Below are 16,696 nucleotides of genomic sequence, written 5' to 3' on the forward strand. Positions count from 1 at the left end.
AACAGGCACGAACATTACGGCTGACTTGGGGGGAAGCCTGATGTCCTTGTTTCCGGACCTGCCGGCGTTGCCGGGCCTCTTCGTCGATCCGCCCTCTCCGAAGAAGACCGCCGGCGCCTTCCACACCACCAGCGCGACGGGCAAGAACAAGACCAAACTGGACGACCCGGAGGCAGCCGGGAAGGCCCACTCGGGATGGGCGGTCGCGAGACCCAATCAGGAGTGCGTGACGGCGTGGCGCAACCGTCTGCACGATCTCGGCGAGTCGGCCAGGGAAGCCGCCACCGCCATCACCGACGCCATGGACGACTACATGGACACCGACCTGTCCATCGCGGCGGAGCTGCGCAAGGACGCCCGCTGGCTGGAGGGTGCCTGATGGTCTCCGTCCCCGACCTCCGGTCCGCGAGCCCGCAGGCATGGCGCGACGCCGCCACCGACGCGCTCACCGCGGCCAAGCACTGCGAGGAGATCGGCACCGCCGCCCGCGACGACGTGGCCCGCACGCTGGAGAAACAGTGGGTGTCCGACGCGGGCCTCGCCGCCCGCCGCACCTTCGTCAAGCACGCCGAGGACTACGAGGCGGCGAACCTGGCGCTGCGTGAGCTCTGCCGCGTCTACGACGACCTGGCCGACGAGATCGAGGCCGCCCAGCGCGATCTGAGCAGCGCGCTCACGTACGCCGACGACCATGAGCTGACCGTCGACGACAGCGGTCGCGTCTCCCGCGCCGCACCGGCGGCCTCCGCCCCCGGTGACGACAGCCAATCCGATCCGGTCCAGCACGCCCAGGGCATCATCGAGGGCGCCCTGTCCCGCGCGACCAAGGCCGACACCACGGCGGCGGCCGCGCTGCGGACCATCAGCGGCCTCACCGAGATCTCCGATCCGAAGCTGGTCAAGGAGGCGCTGACGAAGAACAGCCCGCTGGCCATCGCGCTGCGCCTGACGGGGGCGCCCAACGGTACGCATCCGATCAACGTCTCCCCCTCGCAGCTGGCCGCCGTGGAGCGGGCCGCGAGGGAGACCGGGGTGAGCAAGACGCTGCTGCTGTCGATCCTCTGGCAGGAGCAGCAGTGGTACCAGAACTACGACCAGGACGGCCACGGTCTCCTGCCGACCATCGGCAGGATCTTCAACTGGACCCTCCAGCAGACGATCAAGCCGGACAAGTCGCTCGGCATCACCCACATAAAGCTACAGACGGCCCGTAACGTCATAGAGCAACACCGGCAGGCGTTCACCACGCAGGACGGTACGTATCTGGGAGACCTCAGCGACGCCCAGCTCACCAAGTACATCGAGGAGTACCCCAACGAGGACATCCGCCTGAGCGCGTACTACCTCCAGGAGTTACGGAAGAATCCGTACGGTGCGGACACGGACAAGCAGTTGTTCATGCTCTACGCCGCCGACACCCCCGACGTCCGTGAGAAGAACGAGCAGTACGGGGACGATTCGGACCCCCGCGGGGGCGCCATCAAATCCCGCGCCGAGAACTGGGACGAGCTCCAGCCGTATATCGAGGATGCCCAGGCGTGGGAGGCTCTGAGCGACGAGGAACGCCAGAAGGCCCTGGAGCAATTGGAGAGCGACACCCCCAAGGGGCACTCCATCACCATCGACCCGATCTACGGCAGCGAGTCGCACGGCACCGGCACCGACGAACCGGAGCCCGGCACACCGTCGCCCGAGCCCGGACCGTCCCCCACCCCACCCTCCTCGGGCGGTAAGAACGACGACGGGGACGGAGGCGACAAGAGACCGAGCGAGCCCAGTTCCGGCCCCACACCGCGCCCCTCGGCGACGGGCCAGGCCCCTTGAAGAAGTGAGTCCATGAAGCGAGTGATCAGCGTGTTCGCGGCGGGGACGGCCACGGCCGTCCTCGCCGCGTGCGGCACCACGTCGGGCGGCGGCGCCGGCTCGTCACCCAGCCCGAGTGCCACGATGCCGGGCAATGTGCCCACCAAGCCCGAGTACGCGGACGCGGACGCGGTGGTGGAAGCCCTCGAAGCGGGGGGTGTCCCGTGTGAGATCACCCGCCGTTCGCAGGGCGGCAGCGCTGGAGGAAGCGGCCTCGGATGCGCCTCCGTCATCGACGGCACGAAGTTCGAGAACGACATCCAAGTGCTGAACCCGAAGAAGTTCAGCCGCGACGAGATCGGCGAGTCCATCGCCTCCCACAGAGAGCCTCCCACCAGTCACACCATCGTGGCCGCCGGTCACTGGTTCGTATGGGTCACCGAACCGCGCTTCGCGAACCGGATCGCCGCCGCCCTCGGCGGTGTCGTACTGCCGCCCGAGAAGGCCAAGATCCCCGAGTACCCGCTCCCGGACATTCCCCGCACCCCCCGCTACCGGTCGGTCGGCGCCCTCGCCGACGACCTCGCCGCGGCGGTCGGCTGCGACGACCGGAAGCAGCGGTCGGACACGGTGCTGACCTGCACCACCGGCGCGGACACCGGCTCGTCCAACTGCGCCACCCTGGCCCTGCACGCCTCGGACGCCGACCGTGACGCGGTACTGCGCGAGGCCATCGCCTACAAAGGGGTGCCCGCGACCCTGGTCACGGCCGGCAACTGGACCGTCAACCTCTGCGACTACGACCTGGGTTCACGCGCCGCCGACGCCCTGCACGGCACGGTCGTGTCCTACGACGGGGGCTGACCGCCGATGCCCCGAGAACACAGCCGGTCGGCCTTCGTACGGCCCTGGTCGCATCCGCGCCCGAAGCGCCCCCAACGCATCGCGGCGGGCACCACCGCGCTCCTGGCCGCGCCCCTCCTCACCGCCGGGGTGTCGCTGCGGCTGCGGTACGCGGGAGCCCCCGCGCCCGGAACGCGCACCCGAGGGCGGGACGCGGTGTGGCTCGGGCACGCCTGGGTGGACGGGCGCAACGGCGAGATCCAGCTCGCCGAGTTGGGCCGGCGGATGCGCGGCACCGGCATCCGGGACCTGTACGTCCACGCGGGCCCGCTGGAGCACGACGGCAGCCTGCCCGCGTCGCGCTACCCGAAGGCCCGCCGACTGGTGGACGCGGTGCGGCGCGAACTGCCTGGTGTGCGCGTCCAGGCGTGGCTGGGCGACGTCCTGTCCACCGAAGGCCCACCCGGGATGGACCTCGGCGAACGGGCGACGCGCGAGCGGGTCGTGCGCTCGGCCCAACAGGTGCTGGAGGCGGGGTTCGAGGGCGTCCACTTCGACCTGGAGCCCCTGCACTCCGGCGACCGGGACTTCTTGACCCTGCTGGACGACGCGCACGCGGTCACCCACGCCCACCGCGCACCGCTGTCGGTGGCCGCACACCAGATCGACCCGCTCCCCGCCCTCCACTCCGTGGCGGGTTTCCTCGCCGGTCACCCCAAGTGGTGGTCACCGTCGTACTTCGGCGCGGTCGCCCGCCGGGTCGACCAGATCGCGGTGATGTCCTACGACACGGCGCTGCCGCTGGAGAGCCTGTACGGGGGCTACGTCGCCCAGCAGACCCGGCTGGCCCTGAAAGCGACCCCGCCCGGCACCCACCTCTTGATGGGCCTCCCGGCCTTCCACACCGACGACATCGGCCACCACGAGTCGGCCGAAACGGTCACAGCGGCCATCCGGGGCGTCCGCCTCGGCCTGAGCCGCGAGGACCCACGCCGCGAGCGGTTCGGCGTCGCCCTGTACGTGGACTTCGCGGCAACACCGGGGGACTGGGCCGCGTACCAGCGGGGCTGGGGCGCGCCGGCATCCGATTGGAAGCCGGATGTCACAACGATCGAGTGCGCGTCAGGGACGCCCGGCAGAGATTTTTGGCGGACCTGACGTCTCACTCGATGCCGCTGCTCAGCCGCCCACCTGATGGAAAACGATCGTCGGCCCGTCATCGGTGGAAAGGACATCAACCTCGAAAGTTCGATCGGGAAAGGTACGGGTCAGGGCGTGTTCCCAGGATCCAGCAAGAGCAGCGGCGATATCTGCGAGCGCGCTATCGTTCTCGGGAGTCTCCTCGCATGGAACGGCATCGGCCACGACAAACCGGTTCAGAATATTTTCGAGCGCATAGACATCACCTTCAAGTTGATGGCTCCACTCCTCAAACCTTTCCTGATTGTACTTACGCTCCCAGAGAATGCATCCATCGACCTCGATGAATTCAGGATGAACGAGGTGCGCGAAGGCGAGCCACATACCTACACTGCAATTATGCGTAAGGAAGTCCACATAATCAGGGGCCCCTGTCAGGCTCCCAACCCAGGACCGAATCTCCGGGTACTCTTCGGGCTTCACAGCACTCCACATTCACTCGGGCAGCGGAATTTCATCCGGCCTGGCCGGCCGCGTCGAGTTCTTGTCCCAGTTGTAATACACCTCGCCCGTTTTCGGGTTCACATGCTTCTTCATCTCGACTACATGTGGAGGCGGTACGCCGTTGTGGGGCTTTGAGTCTGGTGAGATGTCAACGCGTTTCACCGGCCTGCCGTCAGAGTCATAGACAGCATATGCGGTTACGCTTCCGTCCTCCTTGCGGCGAACCAGGACCTCGTCAGGTTTCGCAGTCTGCGGGAACCGTCCTTGGTGCGGAGTCGCCTGTGACAGGTCGATGCCGCACTTCAAACCAAGCGCATCAAGCCACACGAAGGGATTGGTGACATACGCATGGTGGTTCGGGGCGGGCTCGAGGCCGAGGGGGTCCGGGGTGACGTAGCGGGCCGTTTCGGGGTCGTAGTGGCGGAAGTAGTTGTAGTGCAGGCCCGTTTCGGGGTCGGCGTATTGGCCCGGGAAGCGGAGGGGGCAGGTGGTGGTGGCCGGGCTGCTTACCGGGGAGGGGAAATCCGCGCCCCAGAGGGTTGTGCGGTGTTGCCAGGCCAGGTCACCGGCTGGGGTGACCAACTCCGTGGGGGTGCCCACCAGGTCCGTGATGATGGCGTGGAAGCGGGGTTCCATCTCACCTGCGGCGCCTGTGAACTTTGCGATCAGGGATTCGCCGGGCTCGCGGACCAGCGGGGTGTGGTCGGTCTGGGTGAGGGGGCGGTGGGTGTCTGGGGCGTAGTCCCAGGTGGTGTGCCTGCCGTCTTGGGTGGATTGTTCGGCCAGGCGGGTGTCTTCCCAGGTGAAGTCCACCGATTCGGCGACCGTGCCGTCCTCGGCCAGGCGTTGTTTGGACAGGCGGCGGCCGAGGGGGTCGTAGGTGTAGTGCCAGTGGTCGCCCTCGGGGGTGGTCGCGTCCGTCAGGCGGTCTTCGGGGCTCCAGGTGTAGGTCCAGGTGCGGGTCTGGCCGTTGAGGAGTTTGCGGGTGCGGCGGGTGAGGCGGCCCTGGGCGTCGTGTTCGTAGGTGGTGCGGCCCGCTCGGTGGATGAGCGTGCCGGTGAATTCGCGGGCGCCGGACGCCGTTTCGTGGGCGGGGGCCGTTGCGTGGGTGAGGTTGCCCGCCGGGTCGTAGGCGTAGGTTTCGGTCCAGCCGTGGGCGTGGACCGCCGTCACGCGGCCTACCGGGTCCAGGTCGAAGCGGCGGGTGCCCGAGGTGAGTTCGCGGATCTCGGTGACGTAGCCGTCCGGGCGGTAGGCGTAGGAGCGGTGCTGGAGGATGCGGTTCGCTTCGTTGTGGCGGCCCCCGGCGATGGTCTGGGTGGTGAGGCGGTCTCCCCTGTCCCAGGTCTGCGTCAGGGTCACGGCCTCGCCCACGCGGCGTTCCGTCTCGCGGCCCGCCGCGTCGTAGGTGAAGGTCAGGGTGTCGGCCGTACCGGTACGCAACGTGGTGGGGCGGCCTGCTTCGTCGTAGGTCCAGGTGGTCGTCAGGCCGGAGGGGGTCGTGCGGGCGGTGCGGCGGCCCACGGCGTCGTACGCGTACGTCGTCGTCCGGCCGTTGACCGTTTCTGACAGGACTCGGCCCATCGCGTCCCGTTCGAGGGTCAGTTCGGCGTCCGGGTTCGTCGCTCGGGTCAGGGCGCCCTGTGCGTCGTAGGTGTACGTCGTCCGTGCGCCCGCCTCGTCGCGTTGTTCCGTCGTGCGGCCCAGCGCGTCCCGGGTGAAGTGGAGCGTTTCGCCCGCGCCGCCCGTGCGGGTCAGCAGGTCGCCCGCCGGGTCGTGGGTGTAGGTGAGGGTGCGGCCGTTGAAGTCGGTCTCGGAGGTGAGCCGGCCCGCCGGGTCGTAGGTGTAGGTCCAGGTCAGGCCCTGGGGGTTGGTGACCTCGGTCAGGCGTAGTTCGGTGTCGTAGGCGAACGCGTACGTGGCGCCGTCCGGCTCGGTGCGGGTGGCGGGGACGTCGAAGTGGGTGGGCGTCTGGCGGGTGGTGTGGCCCGCCGCGTCGGTGTGGGTGCGGAGGTTGCCCTCGCCGTCCCAGGTCCAGCTCTCCCGGGCGCCGTCCGGCTCCTCCCGCCACGCCGGTTTGCCCTCGGTGGTCCAGCCCATACGGGTGGTGTGGCCCAGCGGGTCCGTCACCTCGACCACCCGGCCGAAGGGGTCCCGGCGGACGGTCGTGGTGTGGCCCAGCGGGTCCGTTACGGCGACGGGGAGTCCGGCCCCGTCCGGGGTCAGGCGCGTGGTGTGGCCCAGCGCGTCCGTCACCTGCGCCAGGTGGCCCCGGTCGGTGTAGGCGTAGGTGGTGGTGGCACCGGTCGGGTCGGTCGTGGTGAGGAGGTTCCCGGTGTCGTCGTAGGTGTGGTGCCACGTCCCGCCGCCCGGCTCGGTGACCTCCACCGGCAGGCACAGCTCGTTGTACGTGGCCTCCGCCCGCGCCCCGTCCGGGAGGGTGACGCCGGTCAGGTTGCCGGCCTCGTCGTACGCGTAGCGGGTGGTCCGGCCCAGGGGATCCGTCACCGAGAGCTTGCGGTCGCCGCGTGCGTCCCATTCCGTGGCCGTGGTGTGGCCCAGCGGGTCGGTCTCCTCGATCAGCTGCCCGTCGGCGTTGTAGCGATACCGCGTCGCGTGGCCGAGCGAGTCCGTGTAGACCGTGGTGCGCGCCTCGTCGTCGTACGTCAGCGTGCCGTTGTAGACGCCGTCGCTGCCCTCGGTGCGCACCACTTTCCCGTCCGGCCCGTACACGTACCGGAACGAGGTGCCGTTGCGGTCGGTCCAGGACGTCACCCGGCCCTGGTCGTCGTACGCCAGACGCAGCGGCGTGCCGCTGGAGTTGGTGACCTCGGTGAGGTTGCCCGCCGCGTCGTAGCCGTAGCGCATCACCACCGTGCCGCCCTCACGGCTCCGCTCGGGCGCGTAGCCGGACGGCGGTTCGTCCAGCAGCCGCAGAGCGGTGACCCGCTGGCCCTCGGTGTCGATGGCCAGGTAGGAGCCCCCGGAGTGGCGGATGGCCAGGGGGGCGCCGCTCAGGGCGCGTTCGATGTCGACGCGGGCGCCGTTGCGGTCGTGCAGGCTCTCCAGGGCCAGGTAGACCGCTCCCGGCTGTTCCGTGGCGGCGGGGCGGGTGAAGGTGCGCACCACACCCGTCTCCGGGTCGGTGACCGTCATGACGCCGTCCGGTTTGCCGTCCCACTCCAGCGGCCATCGCGCGCCCTTCGCGGGCAGCGTGGGCACCCCCGGCTCCGGTACCGGGTACACCAGCCGCATCCCGTCCGCGGCGGCGAACACCACGCCCTCCGCGTCCAGTTGGATTCGTTCGTCCAGCAGGCTGGTCCAGGTCGGGCCGAACCACACCCCGCCCCGGTACGAGGACACATGGGTGCGCTCGAAGACCAGCGGCAGCGCACCGGGCAGGGTCAGGTCCGTGTGCTCCATGAGCATCGCGCCGGTCGCGATGTCGATCGGCTCGCCCGTGCACGGGCACTTCTTGGCCGGGCGGGCGGCCGGGCCCTCCTCGATGAGGTTCGGGCGCGACGAGGGCACTTTCGGCGGTTTGAGCAGGTCCGGGACGCCGGTGAGTTTCGGGACCACACCGGGCTTGAGCACTCCCAGACCGGCGCCGAAGAGCCCGCCGTCGATCATGCCGTCCTTGGCGGCCTGGTTGACCTCGTCCAGGCTGAAGCCGTGCTGCTGCCCCAGGGCGATCTTGATGGGCTGGGCCACGGCGGCGTCGATGGTCACCGACAGCACGCTGGTGAAGACGGCGCCGGTCAGCATCTCCGCGGCGATGACCGCGACCGCTTCCTCCACGGCGACGCCCAGGCTGGCGGCCATGGCGATGATCTCGGCCGCCACCCCGTCGGAGGCGCCCCCGGTGACGATGGTCAGCAGCCCACCGCCGACGAGTGCGAGCGCGTCGATGGTGATCTGCGTCCACAGCTTCTCGATGGCGTCGTCGACCGTGTCGGCGAACTTGTCGAGTGCCTTGGCCATGTTCCGGGCGGACTTGGAAAGATTGCTCAGCCAGCCCTCGTCCTTGCCCTTGGCGTAACGCCCCCAGAAGATCTCGAAGGCGTCGATCGCCTCGCCCTTGTTGTTGTGGATGAGGTTCGTGGCCGCCTTGTTGGTCGCGACCCGCACATCGTCCACGCTGTCGGCGAACGTCCGCCAGGCGTCGGCGGCGTGGCGCAGGGTGCCGGAGTTGGCGTCCGGCCACCACATGCCCAGCTTCATCAGCAGGGCTTTGGCCTTGTCCTCGATGCTCACCGGCCGCCGCCGTGGCCGCCCGGCCCGTCTCCCCCGGCCTTCTTGGCCTTGGTGAACATGCCCTCGATGAGCTTGTCGTTGTCGACATGGCCGTCGGCCATGTCGTTCATCGCCTCATGGATGCTGGTCAGCCCGAGGACGAGGATGCCGGCCGCCGATTCGATGTGCTTCTGGTTCGGCTTGTACTGCTTGCCGAAGTCCTTGCCGGGCTTGTCGTCCCCCCACGGCTCCCCATAGCCGTCCAGCGCGGTGATCAGCGTGGTCAGCGCCTCGCTCAGCTTCACGGCCTGGTGGTGGAAGGTGGGCGCGACGGATTTGATGTCCGCCACCTTGATGTCCAGGACCTTGTTCCCGCCGCCGTGCCCGCTGCCACTGCCCATGCGACGCCTCCCCCGCTGAGCGTTTGTCGTACAAAACTCTCAGACTAGGGCGGCAACAATCATGAACTGTTCAATACGGGCCACACAATGAGTAAAGTCCGCTCAGGACTGCGTCAGGTAGTCCACGAGGGCCTCGCGGCTTCGCTGAAGGTCCGCGATGCGCTGGTCCGTGGCCGCCAATTCCCGGTCCAGGATGGCCCGTACGTCCACACACATGTCGATCGCCGGCCGCTCGCCCCGCATGCACGGCAGGACCGAACGGATCACCTCGGTGGACAGGCCCGCGTTCAGCAGGGCGCGCACCTGCCGCACGGTGATCACCGACTCCTCGTCATAGACGCGGTAACCGTTCGCGCCACGCCGGACCTCGAGCAGACCCTGCGCCTCGTAGTACCGCAGCGACCGCGAGCTGACACCGGTACGCCGGGACAACTCCCCGATCAGCATGTACTCCGCCCCATCCGACCTTGACCTTCCCACCGGTGTGAAGCCTTAACGTCGCCCCGTCAGCGAAACATTCCGTACCGGTGGAGCACGATCGGTTCCGTGGCCCTCCCCGAGGCGCCGTCCTTCGTGGAGTTGCTCCACGACGCCTACCGGGCGGAGCCGCTCACCTCGCCGTGAGGGCGGCGCCAGGAGGCGCCGCCCTCCCGGCCCACGGCTCCGCCGGCCACCGGCCCGCGTGCCGGCCCGCCTACTGGCCCGTCTGCGGGGACTCCTTCTTCAGCTGCTCCTCGTTCGGGATCGCCCCGCCGAAGCGGCGGTCCCGGGAGGCGTACTCCACGCAGGCCCGCCACAGGTCGCGACGGTCGAAGTCCGGCCACAGCACGTCCTGGTACACCATCTCGGCGTAGGCGCTCTGCCAGATCAGGTAGTTCGAGGTCCGCTGCTCGCCCGAGGGGCGCAGGAAGAGGTCCACGTCCGGCATGTCCGGGTAGTAGAGGTACTTCGCGAACGTCTTCTCGTTCACCTTCGCCGGGTCGAGCCGGCCCGCCCGGACGTCCTCCGCCAGCGCCTTCGCGGCGTCCGCGATCTCCGCCCGGCCGCCGTAGTTCATGCAGAAGTACATGGTCATGGCGTCGTTGTCCTTGGTCTGCTCCTGGGCGACCTGGAGTTCCTGCGCGACCGACTTCCACAGCTTCGGCATCCGGCCCGCCCAGCGGATGCGGACGCCCATCTCGTCCATCTCGTCGCGGCGGCGGCGGATGACATCGCGGTTGAAGTTCATCAGGAAGCGCACCTCGTCGGGCGAGCGCTTCCAGTTCTCGGTGGAGAAGGCGTAAAGGGAGAGGTTCTTGATCCCCATCTCGAGGCAGCCCTTGAGCACGTCCAGCACGACACCCTCGCCGACCTTGTGCCCCTCGGTGCGCGGCAGCCCGCGCTCCTTGGCCCAGCGACCGTTCCCGTCCATCACCACGGCCACGTGCTGCGGCACCAGCTCACCGGGGATCTTCGGCGGCCGGGCGCCGGACGGGTGCGGGTCCGGCGCCCGGTATTCGCGCCGCTGTCGGCCCAGAAACCCGCGTCCTGCCATGCCTGCCACGTCTCCCTCTTGCCTTCGCTCTCTGTGCTGCTACTGCTATTTCTCTACGTACCGCAGCGACCGGAGTCCCCGCTCCAGGTGCCAGTGCAAATACGCCGCCACGAGCCCGCTGCCCTCCCGGGCATGGCGCAGCTCACACGCGTCCGCCGTCTGCCAGTCCCCCGTCAGCAGCGCGCCCAGCAGCGTCAGCGACTCCGCCGAGGGTACGACGCTTCCGGGCACCCGGCACTCCCCGCAGATGACGCCGCCCGCGCCGACCGAGAAGAACCGGTTCGGACCGGGCATCCCGCACTTGGCGCAGTCATCGAAACTCGGTGCGTAACCGTTGACGGCGAGGGAGCGCAGCAGGAACGCGTCCAGGACGAGATGCGGCTCGTGCTCCCCGGCGGCGAGGGTGCGCAGGGCGCCGACGAGGAGCAGATACTGCTGCACGGCGGGCTCGCCCTCGTGGTCGGTGAACCGCTCGGCCGTCTCCAGCATCGCCGTACCGGCGGTGTAGCGGGCGTAGTCGGTGACGATCGCCCCACCGTACGGAGCGATCGTCTCACTCTGCGTGCAGAGCGGAAGCCCGCGCCCGATCAGCTCGCCGCCGCGTGCGAAGAACTGCACGTCGACGTGGGAGAACGGCTCCAGCCGCGCCCCGAACTTCGACTTCGTCCGCCGCACCCCCCGCGCCACGGCGCGGACGCGGCCGTTGTTGCGGGTCAGGAGGGTGATGATCCGGTCCGCCTCGCCCAGCTTCTGGGTGCGCAGCACGATGCCGTCGTCGCGGAACAGACTCATGCGGCTTATTGTCCCTCAGCGGAACAGGTGGTCGAGCCGCCCAGCCTTCACGGCGCGCGTGAGGGCGCGGAGGGCGAGGGGGGTGGTGGCGATCACGGTGTGCGGTTCGTCGCTCTCGCGCAGCAGGACCGTGTTCGGGGTTCGGGCGAGCTCCACGCAGTTGTTGGCCGCGTCACCTGAGTACGAGGACTTCCGCCAGTGTTGTATGTCCGACATCTCCATGCCTTCAGAGCTGGTGCACGATGGCGCGAACGAAGTCGCGCGTGTCCTCAGGGCTGAGTGACAGCCCCTGGGTCCGGTCCAGGACTTCCCGGTAGTTGGCAACGAGCGTTTCCGCATCCACCAAGGCGACTCCGGTCGCCACGTCGAGCTGAACGGTGTCCAGCTGCGGCACCGGTCCAGCCGCATAGAGTACGGAAGCCCCCGCGCCGGGAAAACCTCCGGCCGCGAATGGGATCACGCGAACGGTCACGTTGTCCCGCTCGGACGCCTCCAACAGATACTCCAACTGGCCACGGGCCACCTTGGTGCCACCGAACTGCATGCGCAACGCGGCCTCATGGACCAGGAAGGTGCACTGCGGCGGACGGTCCCTATCCAGCACATCCCGGCGCTTCAGCCGGTGAGACAGCCTGCGACGGTGCTCAACCGCGGTGAGATCCGGTACCGCCGTAGCGAACACGGCCTTCGCATAGTCCTCCGTCTGCAACAGCCCCGGGATATGCATCGGCTGCATCGACCTCAGGTTCACCGCATGGTGTTCCAGTTCGGCCAGATCGAGCGCGCCTGCGGGCAGTTTGCCCCGGTACTCCTCCCACCAGCCCTGGACGCGTTCGACAGCCATGTCCACCAGGGCGTCGATATACGCCGTATCGCCACAGGAGTAGATCGCCGCGAGCGAGCGGACGCGCTCCTCACTCACGCCGAACCGACCGGCCTCCGTGTTGCTGATCCGAGTGCGATCCACGCCCAGATGCTGAGCGGCCTGCGCCACGCTCATCCCGGCGTGCTCACGCATCTTGCGCAACTCCGCGCCCAGGCGTCGTTGCCTCGCGGTCGGCGCCGTCCTCGGCATGCGCCCTCCCCTTCACTTGCGGCCAGTCTCGCGTCGAACGCTCCCACACGTCCAACCAGAGCACCAATTCTAACGAGTGATAGCACTCGTGCTCACCAATGCTCTATGGTCCTGATAGCGCAGCGCATCGAACCAACCACGCACCGCGTTGGGAGAACCGCCATGCCCGAAGTCGCCGGACCCACCGAGCCCGCGCACGCCTACCGCCTCAGCGCACCCAACTCCCCCAAGAGCCCCAGGGTGTGCCGCGACGCGATCGCCGCCCTCCTCCACGCCAACGACCTGCACGACCTCGCGGACACGGCGCGACTGCTGGTCTCCGAGGCGGTCACCAACGTCAACCAGCACACCAACACCCAACTGATCCACATCGACACCCTCGTCCGCGACCGCATCGCGACCATCGCCGTACGCGACGGCTCCCCGGAACGCCACCCATACCCTCGGGACGCGGCGCCCGACGAGGAGGGCGGGCGGGGGTTGTTCCTGATGCGGGAGCTGGCCTACGCATGGGGTGTGACCTGGGAGAACGGACTGCGCCCCACCGGTAAGCACATCTGGTTCGAGCTGCGCGAACCCTTCACCGAGTGAAAATAAGTACGAGTGACCGGAGGACACCCATGCCGCGCGCATCCGCCACCCTGCCCGAGTACTGGGACAGCTACAAGCCTCACCGCGAGGAAGGTGAGCAGCCCGCACCGAGCGTGGACGCGTTCGAGTGGACGCAGTACCAAGGACACGGACCGGGTGCGGAGTTTCTGGGGAGTCCCCGCACCGCGCTGGAGCTGGGTTCCGCCGAGGGCAAGGAAGCCGTGTACCTCGCTCGTACGGGCGTCGAGGTGACCGCCGTGGACTTTTCCGCCGTCCAGGTCGCCCGTGCCCGCCGTTGGTGGGAGGGCACGTCCCGGCTGACCTTCGTGCACGCCGAAGCCTGCGACTACCTTGCCCGCACCGACGCCATGTACGACGCGGTGTTCTCCATCTGGGGAGCCGTCTGGTTCACCGACCCCAACGCCTTGATCCCGCTGATCCTCGAACGCATCAATCCCGGCGGCACCCTGGCCTTCTCGCAGGCCGAGCCCATCGAGGACCACTACGGAGCGCAGGCGATGTACGGAAACGGACTCGCGGGCCGCAAGCTCACCCTTCTGCGTTGGTCATACGCGCCCGAGTGGTGGGCCGACCTGCTGAAGCGCACGGGCTTCGTCGACATCGACGCGCGGGTGCTACCCGCGCCGGACCCGGCAGACGTCGGCACCCTCATGGTGCGCGCGAGCGCTCCGAGGTGAACCGACGCCTGTCGTCTCCGTCTTTCATCACCCCACTCGTCGCGATGTCACAGCCGTGTGCTGGTCGCGATGTGTCCCGGTCACAACCCCGCGCGGGTACGGCAGTTGGCGGCCGAACCGCGCCTCCCCTTCCGCACACTGGTTCTACAGAGCAGGTCAGCGCGGACAAGACGACGGATGAGGGATGCGCCATGGCGGCCGGTTGCCGGGACTGTGAGACGTGTACGAGGTCGTGGCTGGGGCGGCTGTTCCAGAACCTGGCGGTGGGGCTGATGCACATCTGCACGATCGGCATCAGCTATCTGATCAAGAAGGGGTTCAGGCGGCACTGCCCGCAGTGCAAGCACCTGCTGTCGCGGCACGCGCGCAGGGCGGACGGTTCGTTCCGGGACTAGTAGTGCTTGGTCAGGTTGGTGTGCGGGTGGGTATGTCACGGTTGCAGGTGGGGCAGGCGCCGGTCCAGGTTGCGAGGAGTGTCTGCAGTTCGCGGACGACTTGGTAGAGGCTCAGGCCGACGCCGTGTCTTTTGGGCACGGGCCAGTCGCTGCAGGGTGCAGAAGGCATGCGCGACGGAGACGAGGGTGACGTGGTGGTGCCAGTCGCCCCAGGTCCCGCCCTCGAAGTGGGCCAGGCCGCCGGCGACCACGAGGCGCGCACCGTGATCGCCGTCTCCTTCGCCTGCATGGACGTCGCGACGGCCAGCCTGATCGCCCTCGACGGCGCGGGTGACGTCATGGTGCCGTTGGCTTCGGCGAAGCGAACGCCGCCCTCATGTCCAACGCCGTAGCAGGACGGCTCGACCACCTCGGCACGCGTAACGCCCAGTCGGCCAAGTGCCGGTGAAACGGTTGGGGGCCGTGCGGCCAAGTACCGGGTGAAGGGATCACCGAGCACCTTGGAGGCATGGGTGCCCCTCATACCCGAACGACCCATGAGCCGGGGCGCGCCGCCGCGGCCGGACGCCGCGGGGTTCGCGGCGTTCTACGAGGAGAACTTCGACGCCGTCCTCGGCTTCGTGACCCGGCGCACCACCTGCCCGCAGGTGGCCGCGGACCTCACCGCCGACATCTTCGTCGCGGCGCTGGAGGCAGCCGACCGGTACGACCCCGGGCGCGGGTCGCCCTCCGCCTGGTTGTACGGCATCGCCCGCAACGTCCTGTCCTCCCACTACCGGGGCAACGTCCGCGAGCGTCACGCGGTGGCGCGGCTGAACGGGCGCCGGCTGCTGGACGAGGAGGACATCGCCGCGCTGGAGGAGCGGATCGACGCGGAACGGGCGGCACGGGCGCTGGCCGAGCGGCACAGCGCGCTGAGCGAGCCGCTGCGCGAAGTCCTCGATCTGGTGGCCGTCGACGGCCTCACCCCGCGCGAGGCCGCTCAGGCCCTCGGGCTCAACCAGGCGACGGTGCGGGTCCGTCTGCACCGCGCGAAGCGGGCGCTGCGCGCCGCATACCCGGCCGTCACCGAACGCACCGATCGCACCGAACCAGTCGATCGCACTTTGGAGGTTGTCTCATGAGTACGCCCACCGGATTCAAGCGGCGCCTGGCGTCGGAGCTGTCGGCCATGGCCACGGCACCGGCCCCCGTCGGTGCCACCCGGGCCCCGGCCCGTCGCCTCCGCGTCCGGTTCGCGGTCGCGGCGGTGGCGACGGCCGCCGGTGCGGCGGTGGTCGTGCCCACACTGAGCGGCTCGGGCGCCGCGCCCGCGTATGCCGTGACCAAGCAGGGCGACGGCTCGCTGGTCCTTCACCTGGACCGCCCCGAGGGCCTGCCCGGTCTGCAGAAGCAGCTGAAGGAGATGGGCGTGCGGGCGGCCGTCCTGGAGGGGGACGAGAACTGCCCCACGGGTGCCCCGCCCGAAGCCCCCTGGGCCACGATGGACTATGCGATGACGGTCTCGTCCCAGCCGTGGAGCGCCATCATCCGCCCGGACATGATCCCGGACGACACCGTCCTGCCGGACGGCAGCCGGGCCAAGGGCGCGACGCTGCTCATCGTGGCGGAGTTCGGCAAGGACCACAGGACCAAGGGGGTGTCGTTCCGGCTGGTGGAGAAGGTTCCGAAGTGCAGCGTGCCGGGGATCGGCGCCGGCGGCCCGGACGCGCACCTCTGACGCGAGGGCACGAGCCGCGGGCCACTCCCCCGGCTCCGCCCCCCATGGCTCAGCCGTCGTGACTCAGCCGCCACGGCTCGGTCCCCCCGAGGAAGCGGACCGTTTCGGCAAGCGGGGTCCGATCCGTGCGGCGTGCGGCCCGTGCGGATCCTCGCAGTGGCGGAGAGCACCCGCTCAGGCGCGGGGATGTCGTGGGTGGCGCCGGTCACCGGGCCCTGTGGAACGAGGCCCGGTGACCGGCGCGGTGGGTCGTCAGGCGCTCGGTCAGAGGTAGCGGAAGCCGACGGGGACGCCATCGGCTCGATGGACCAGGGTCCCGGGAGCGGATCTTGCAGACCATCCCGTTGACGACCCGCCGGTCGATGGTCTTTGCGGCCGGACCTTAGCGCACGGCTCCGGCCGCGCGTACTTCGGCGAGCGCTTGCCGTGCCAGCGGGCCGAAGCCCTCGCTGTTGTCGGTGTCGATCCACTGATCGTAGGCGATCTCCCAGGCGAGCGTGCCCAGTTTCGCGGCCACGCGCGCGGTCAGGGTCGGGACTCCGCGGCGTGTGAGGGCCTCGATCATCGAGGCGGCGAGGTCGAGCCTTTTCAGGGCTTCGCGTTCACGCAGTTCCGTATTGGCGTTCAGCACGGCCTGGCGCCGGGCGCTGAACTCGCGGCGGTCGGCGGTGAAGAACGTCCGGCCGAGCGCGTCGAGGGCGTCCGCCACCGCGTCGAGCGGCCCGGCCGCCGGCGGCGCCGAGGCGATCCCTTCGACGAGCAGACCGGTCACCGTGCCCCCGCCGAAGAGCACCTCGCGCTTGTCCGGGAAGTACCGGAAGAACGTGCTCTTGGTGAGCCCCGCGCGCTCCGCGATCTCGATCACGGTCGTGTTCTCGTAGCCGTGCTCCTCGAAGAGGTCGAGGGCGGCGGCGGCGAGTCGTCCTGGTGCGTCGGGTTGCCAGCGAGCCATGGGAGCAGTGTACGG

General features: G+C 69.2%; 18 protein-coding genes and 1 pseudogene. 9 read left to right on the top strand and 10 right to left on the bottom strand.

The window, feature by feature from the left end:
* Positions 1 to 40 precede the first annotated feature (40 nt).
* Genes PS467_RS14505 through PS467_RS14520 form a run of 4 tightly spaced genes read left to right on the top strand, consistent with a single transcriptional unit; the run spans position 41 to position 3,804 of the window.
* Positions 41 to 379: a hypothetical protein gene (locus tag PS467_RS14505; RefSeq protein WP_268971917.1), complete on the top strand. Its 339-nt coding sequence runs from the start codon at positions 41 to 43 to the stop codon at positions 377 to 379.
* Entirely contained in the window at positions 379 to 1,824 is a 1,446-nt protein-coding gene (locus PS467_RS14510; RefSeq protein ID WP_311035636.1) for a hypothetical protein, read from the top strand. Before PS467_RS14505 ends, PS467_RS14510 begins: the two co-directional genes overlap by 1 nt.
* A 12-nt stretch (positions 1,825 to 1,836) precedes the next feature.
* On the top strand, positions 1,837 to 2,667 hold the full coding sequence (locus PS467_RS14515; RefSeq protein ID WP_311035637.1) for a hypothetical protein: 831 nt from the start codon (positions 1,837 to 1,839) through the stop codon (positions 2,665 to 2,667).
* 6 nt (positions 2,668 to 2,673) lie between these two features.
* The gene (locus PS467_RS14520; protein ID WP_311035638.1) at positions 2,674 to 3,804 is read left to right on the top strand and encodes a glycoside hydrolase family 18 protein; all 1,131 of its coding nucleotides are present in this window, start codon (positions 2,674 to 2,676) and stop codon (positions 3,802 to 3,804) included.
* 21 nt (positions 3,805 to 3,825) lie between these two features.
* Here PS467_RS14520 and PS467_RS14525 read toward each other — a convergent pair whose 3' ends face one another.
* The 8 genes from PS467_RS14525 to PS467_RS14560 all read right to left on the bottom strand — a co-directional run bounded on the left by PS467_RS14525 (position 3,826) and on the right by PS467_RS14560 (position 12,325).
* A complete protein-coding gene (locus tag PS467_RS14525; protein ID WP_311035639.1) occupies positions 3,826 to 4,170 on the bottom strand; it encodes a hypothetical protein in 345 nt (114 codons plus the stop codon).
* Between the two features lie 111 nt (positions 4,171 to 4,281).
* Positions 4,282 to 8,544 (bottom strand): DUF6531 domain-containing protein, encoded by a 4,263-nt coding sequence (locus PS467_RS14530; RefSeq protein WP_498076481.1) that lies wholly within the window; start codon positions 8,542 to 8,544, stop codon positions 4,282 to 4,284.
* Positions 8,541 to 8,924 carry a hypothetical protein gene (locus tag PS467_RS14535; protein ID WP_311035640.1) on the bottom strand — a complete coding sequence of 128 codons (384 nt, stop codon included), beginning with the start codon at positions 8,922 to 8,924 and terminating at the stop codon, positions 8,541 to 8,543. The genes PS467_RS14530 and PS467_RS14535 overlap by 4 nt, the downstream gene beginning before the upstream one ends.
* A gap of 102 nt (positions 8,925 to 9,026) precedes the next feature.
* The gene (locus PS467_RS14540) at positions 9,027 to 9,371 is read right to left on the bottom strand and encodes a MerR family transcriptional regulator (RefSeq protein WP_311035641.1); all 345 of its coding nucleotides are present in this window, start codon (positions 9,369 to 9,371) and stop codon (positions 9,027 to 9,029) included.
* 247 nt (positions 9,372 to 9,618) lie between these two features.
* Positions 9,619 to 10,458, bottom strand: coding sequence for an isoprenyl transferase (locus PS467_RS14545; protein WP_311035642.1), 840 nt, complete (start codon positions 10,456 to 10,458; stop codon positions 9,619 to 9,621).
* A 45-nt stretch (positions 10,459 to 10,503) separates the two neighbouring features.
* Complete coding sequence (gene recO / locus PS467_RS14550) at positions 10,504 to 11,250, bottom strand: DNA repair protein RecO (protein WP_311035643.1); 747 nt, start codon at positions 11,248 to 11,250, stop codon at positions 10,504 to 10,506.
* 15 nt (positions 11,251 to 11,265) lie between these two features.
* Positions 11,266 to 11,466 carry a DUF397 domain-containing protein gene (locus tag PS467_RS14555; protein WP_311035644.1) on the bottom strand — a complete coding sequence of 67 codons (201 nt, stop codon included), beginning with the start codon at positions 11,464 to 11,466 and terminating at the stop codon, positions 11,266 to 11,268.
* A gap of 10 nt (positions 11,467 to 11,476) precedes the next feature.
* Entirely contained in the window at positions 11,477 to 12,325 is an 849-nt protein-coding gene (locus tag PS467_RS14560) for a Scr1 family TA system antitoxin-like transcriptional regulator (protein ID WP_311035645.1), read from the bottom strand.
* 162 nt (positions 12,326 to 12,487) lie between these two features.
* On the opposite strand from PS467_RS14560, the gene PS467_RS14565 reads away from it, so the two are divergent.
* The 3 genes from PS467_RS14565 to PS467_RS14575 all read left to right on the top strand — a co-directional run bounded on the left by PS467_RS14565 (position 12,488) and on the right by PS467_RS14575 (position 14,009).
* Positions 12,488 to 12,916, top strand: coding sequence for an ATP-binding protein (locus tag PS467_RS14565; RefSeq protein ID WP_311035646.1), 429 nt, complete (start codon positions 12,488 to 12,490; stop codon positions 12,914 to 12,916).
* Positions 12,917 to 12,945: 29 nt separating this feature from the next.
* Positions 12,946 to 13,614 (top strand): class I SAM-dependent methyltransferase, encoded by a 669-nt coding sequence (locus PS467_RS14570; RefSeq protein ID WP_311035647.1) that lies wholly within the window; start codon positions 12,946 to 12,948, stop codon positions 13,612 to 13,614.
* A 191-nt stretch (positions 13,615 to 13,805) separates the two neighbouring features.
* Positions 13,806 to 14,009 carry a hypothetical protein gene (locus PS467_RS14575; RefSeq protein WP_311035648.1) on the top strand — a complete coding sequence of 68 codons (204 nt, stop codon included), beginning with the start codon at positions 13,806 to 13,808 and terminating at the stop codon, positions 14,007 to 14,009.
* Between the two features lie 111 nt (positions 14,010 to 14,120).
* Here the strand turns inward: PS467_RS14575 and PS467_RS42125 are convergent.
* Positions 14,121 to 14,248, bottom strand: a pseudogene (locus PS467_RS42125) (IS701 family transposase); the annotation flags it as partial.
* Between the two features lie 297 nt (positions 14,249 to 14,545).
* Here PS467_RS42125 and PS467_RS14590 point away from each other — a divergent pair.
* Together PS467_RS14590 and PS467_RS14595 are read left to right on the top strand one after the other, a co-directional pair.
* Complete coding sequence (locus tag PS467_RS14590) at positions 14,546 to 15,133, top strand: RNA polymerase sigma factor (RefSeq protein WP_311035649.1); 588 nt, start codon at positions 14,546 to 14,548, stop codon at positions 15,131 to 15,133.
* On the top strand, positions 15,130 to 15,729 hold the full coding sequence (locus PS467_RS14595; protein WP_311035650.1) for a hypothetical protein: 600 nt from the start codon (positions 15,130 to 15,132) through the stop codon (positions 15,727 to 15,729). The genes PS467_RS14590 and PS467_RS14595 overlap by 4 nt, the downstream gene beginning before the upstream one ends.
* Before the next feature lie 382 nt (positions 15,730 to 16,111).
* On the opposite strand, the gene PS467_RS14600 is transcribed toward PS467_RS14595, so the two are convergent.
* Positions 16,112 to 16,681: a TetR/AcrR family transcriptional regulator gene (locus tag PS467_RS14600; RefSeq protein ID WP_311035651.1), complete on the bottom strand. Its 570-nt coding sequence runs from the start codon at positions 16,679 to 16,681 to the stop codon at positions 16,112 to 16,114.
* Positions 16,682 to 16,696: the final 15 nt, after the last annotated feature.

The sequence above is a fragment of the Streptomyces luomodiensis genome (assembly GCF_031679605.1).
GTDB classification, from domain to species: Bacteria; Actinomycetota; Actinomycetes; order Streptomycetales; family Streptomycetaceae; genus Streptomyces; species Streptomyces luomodiensis.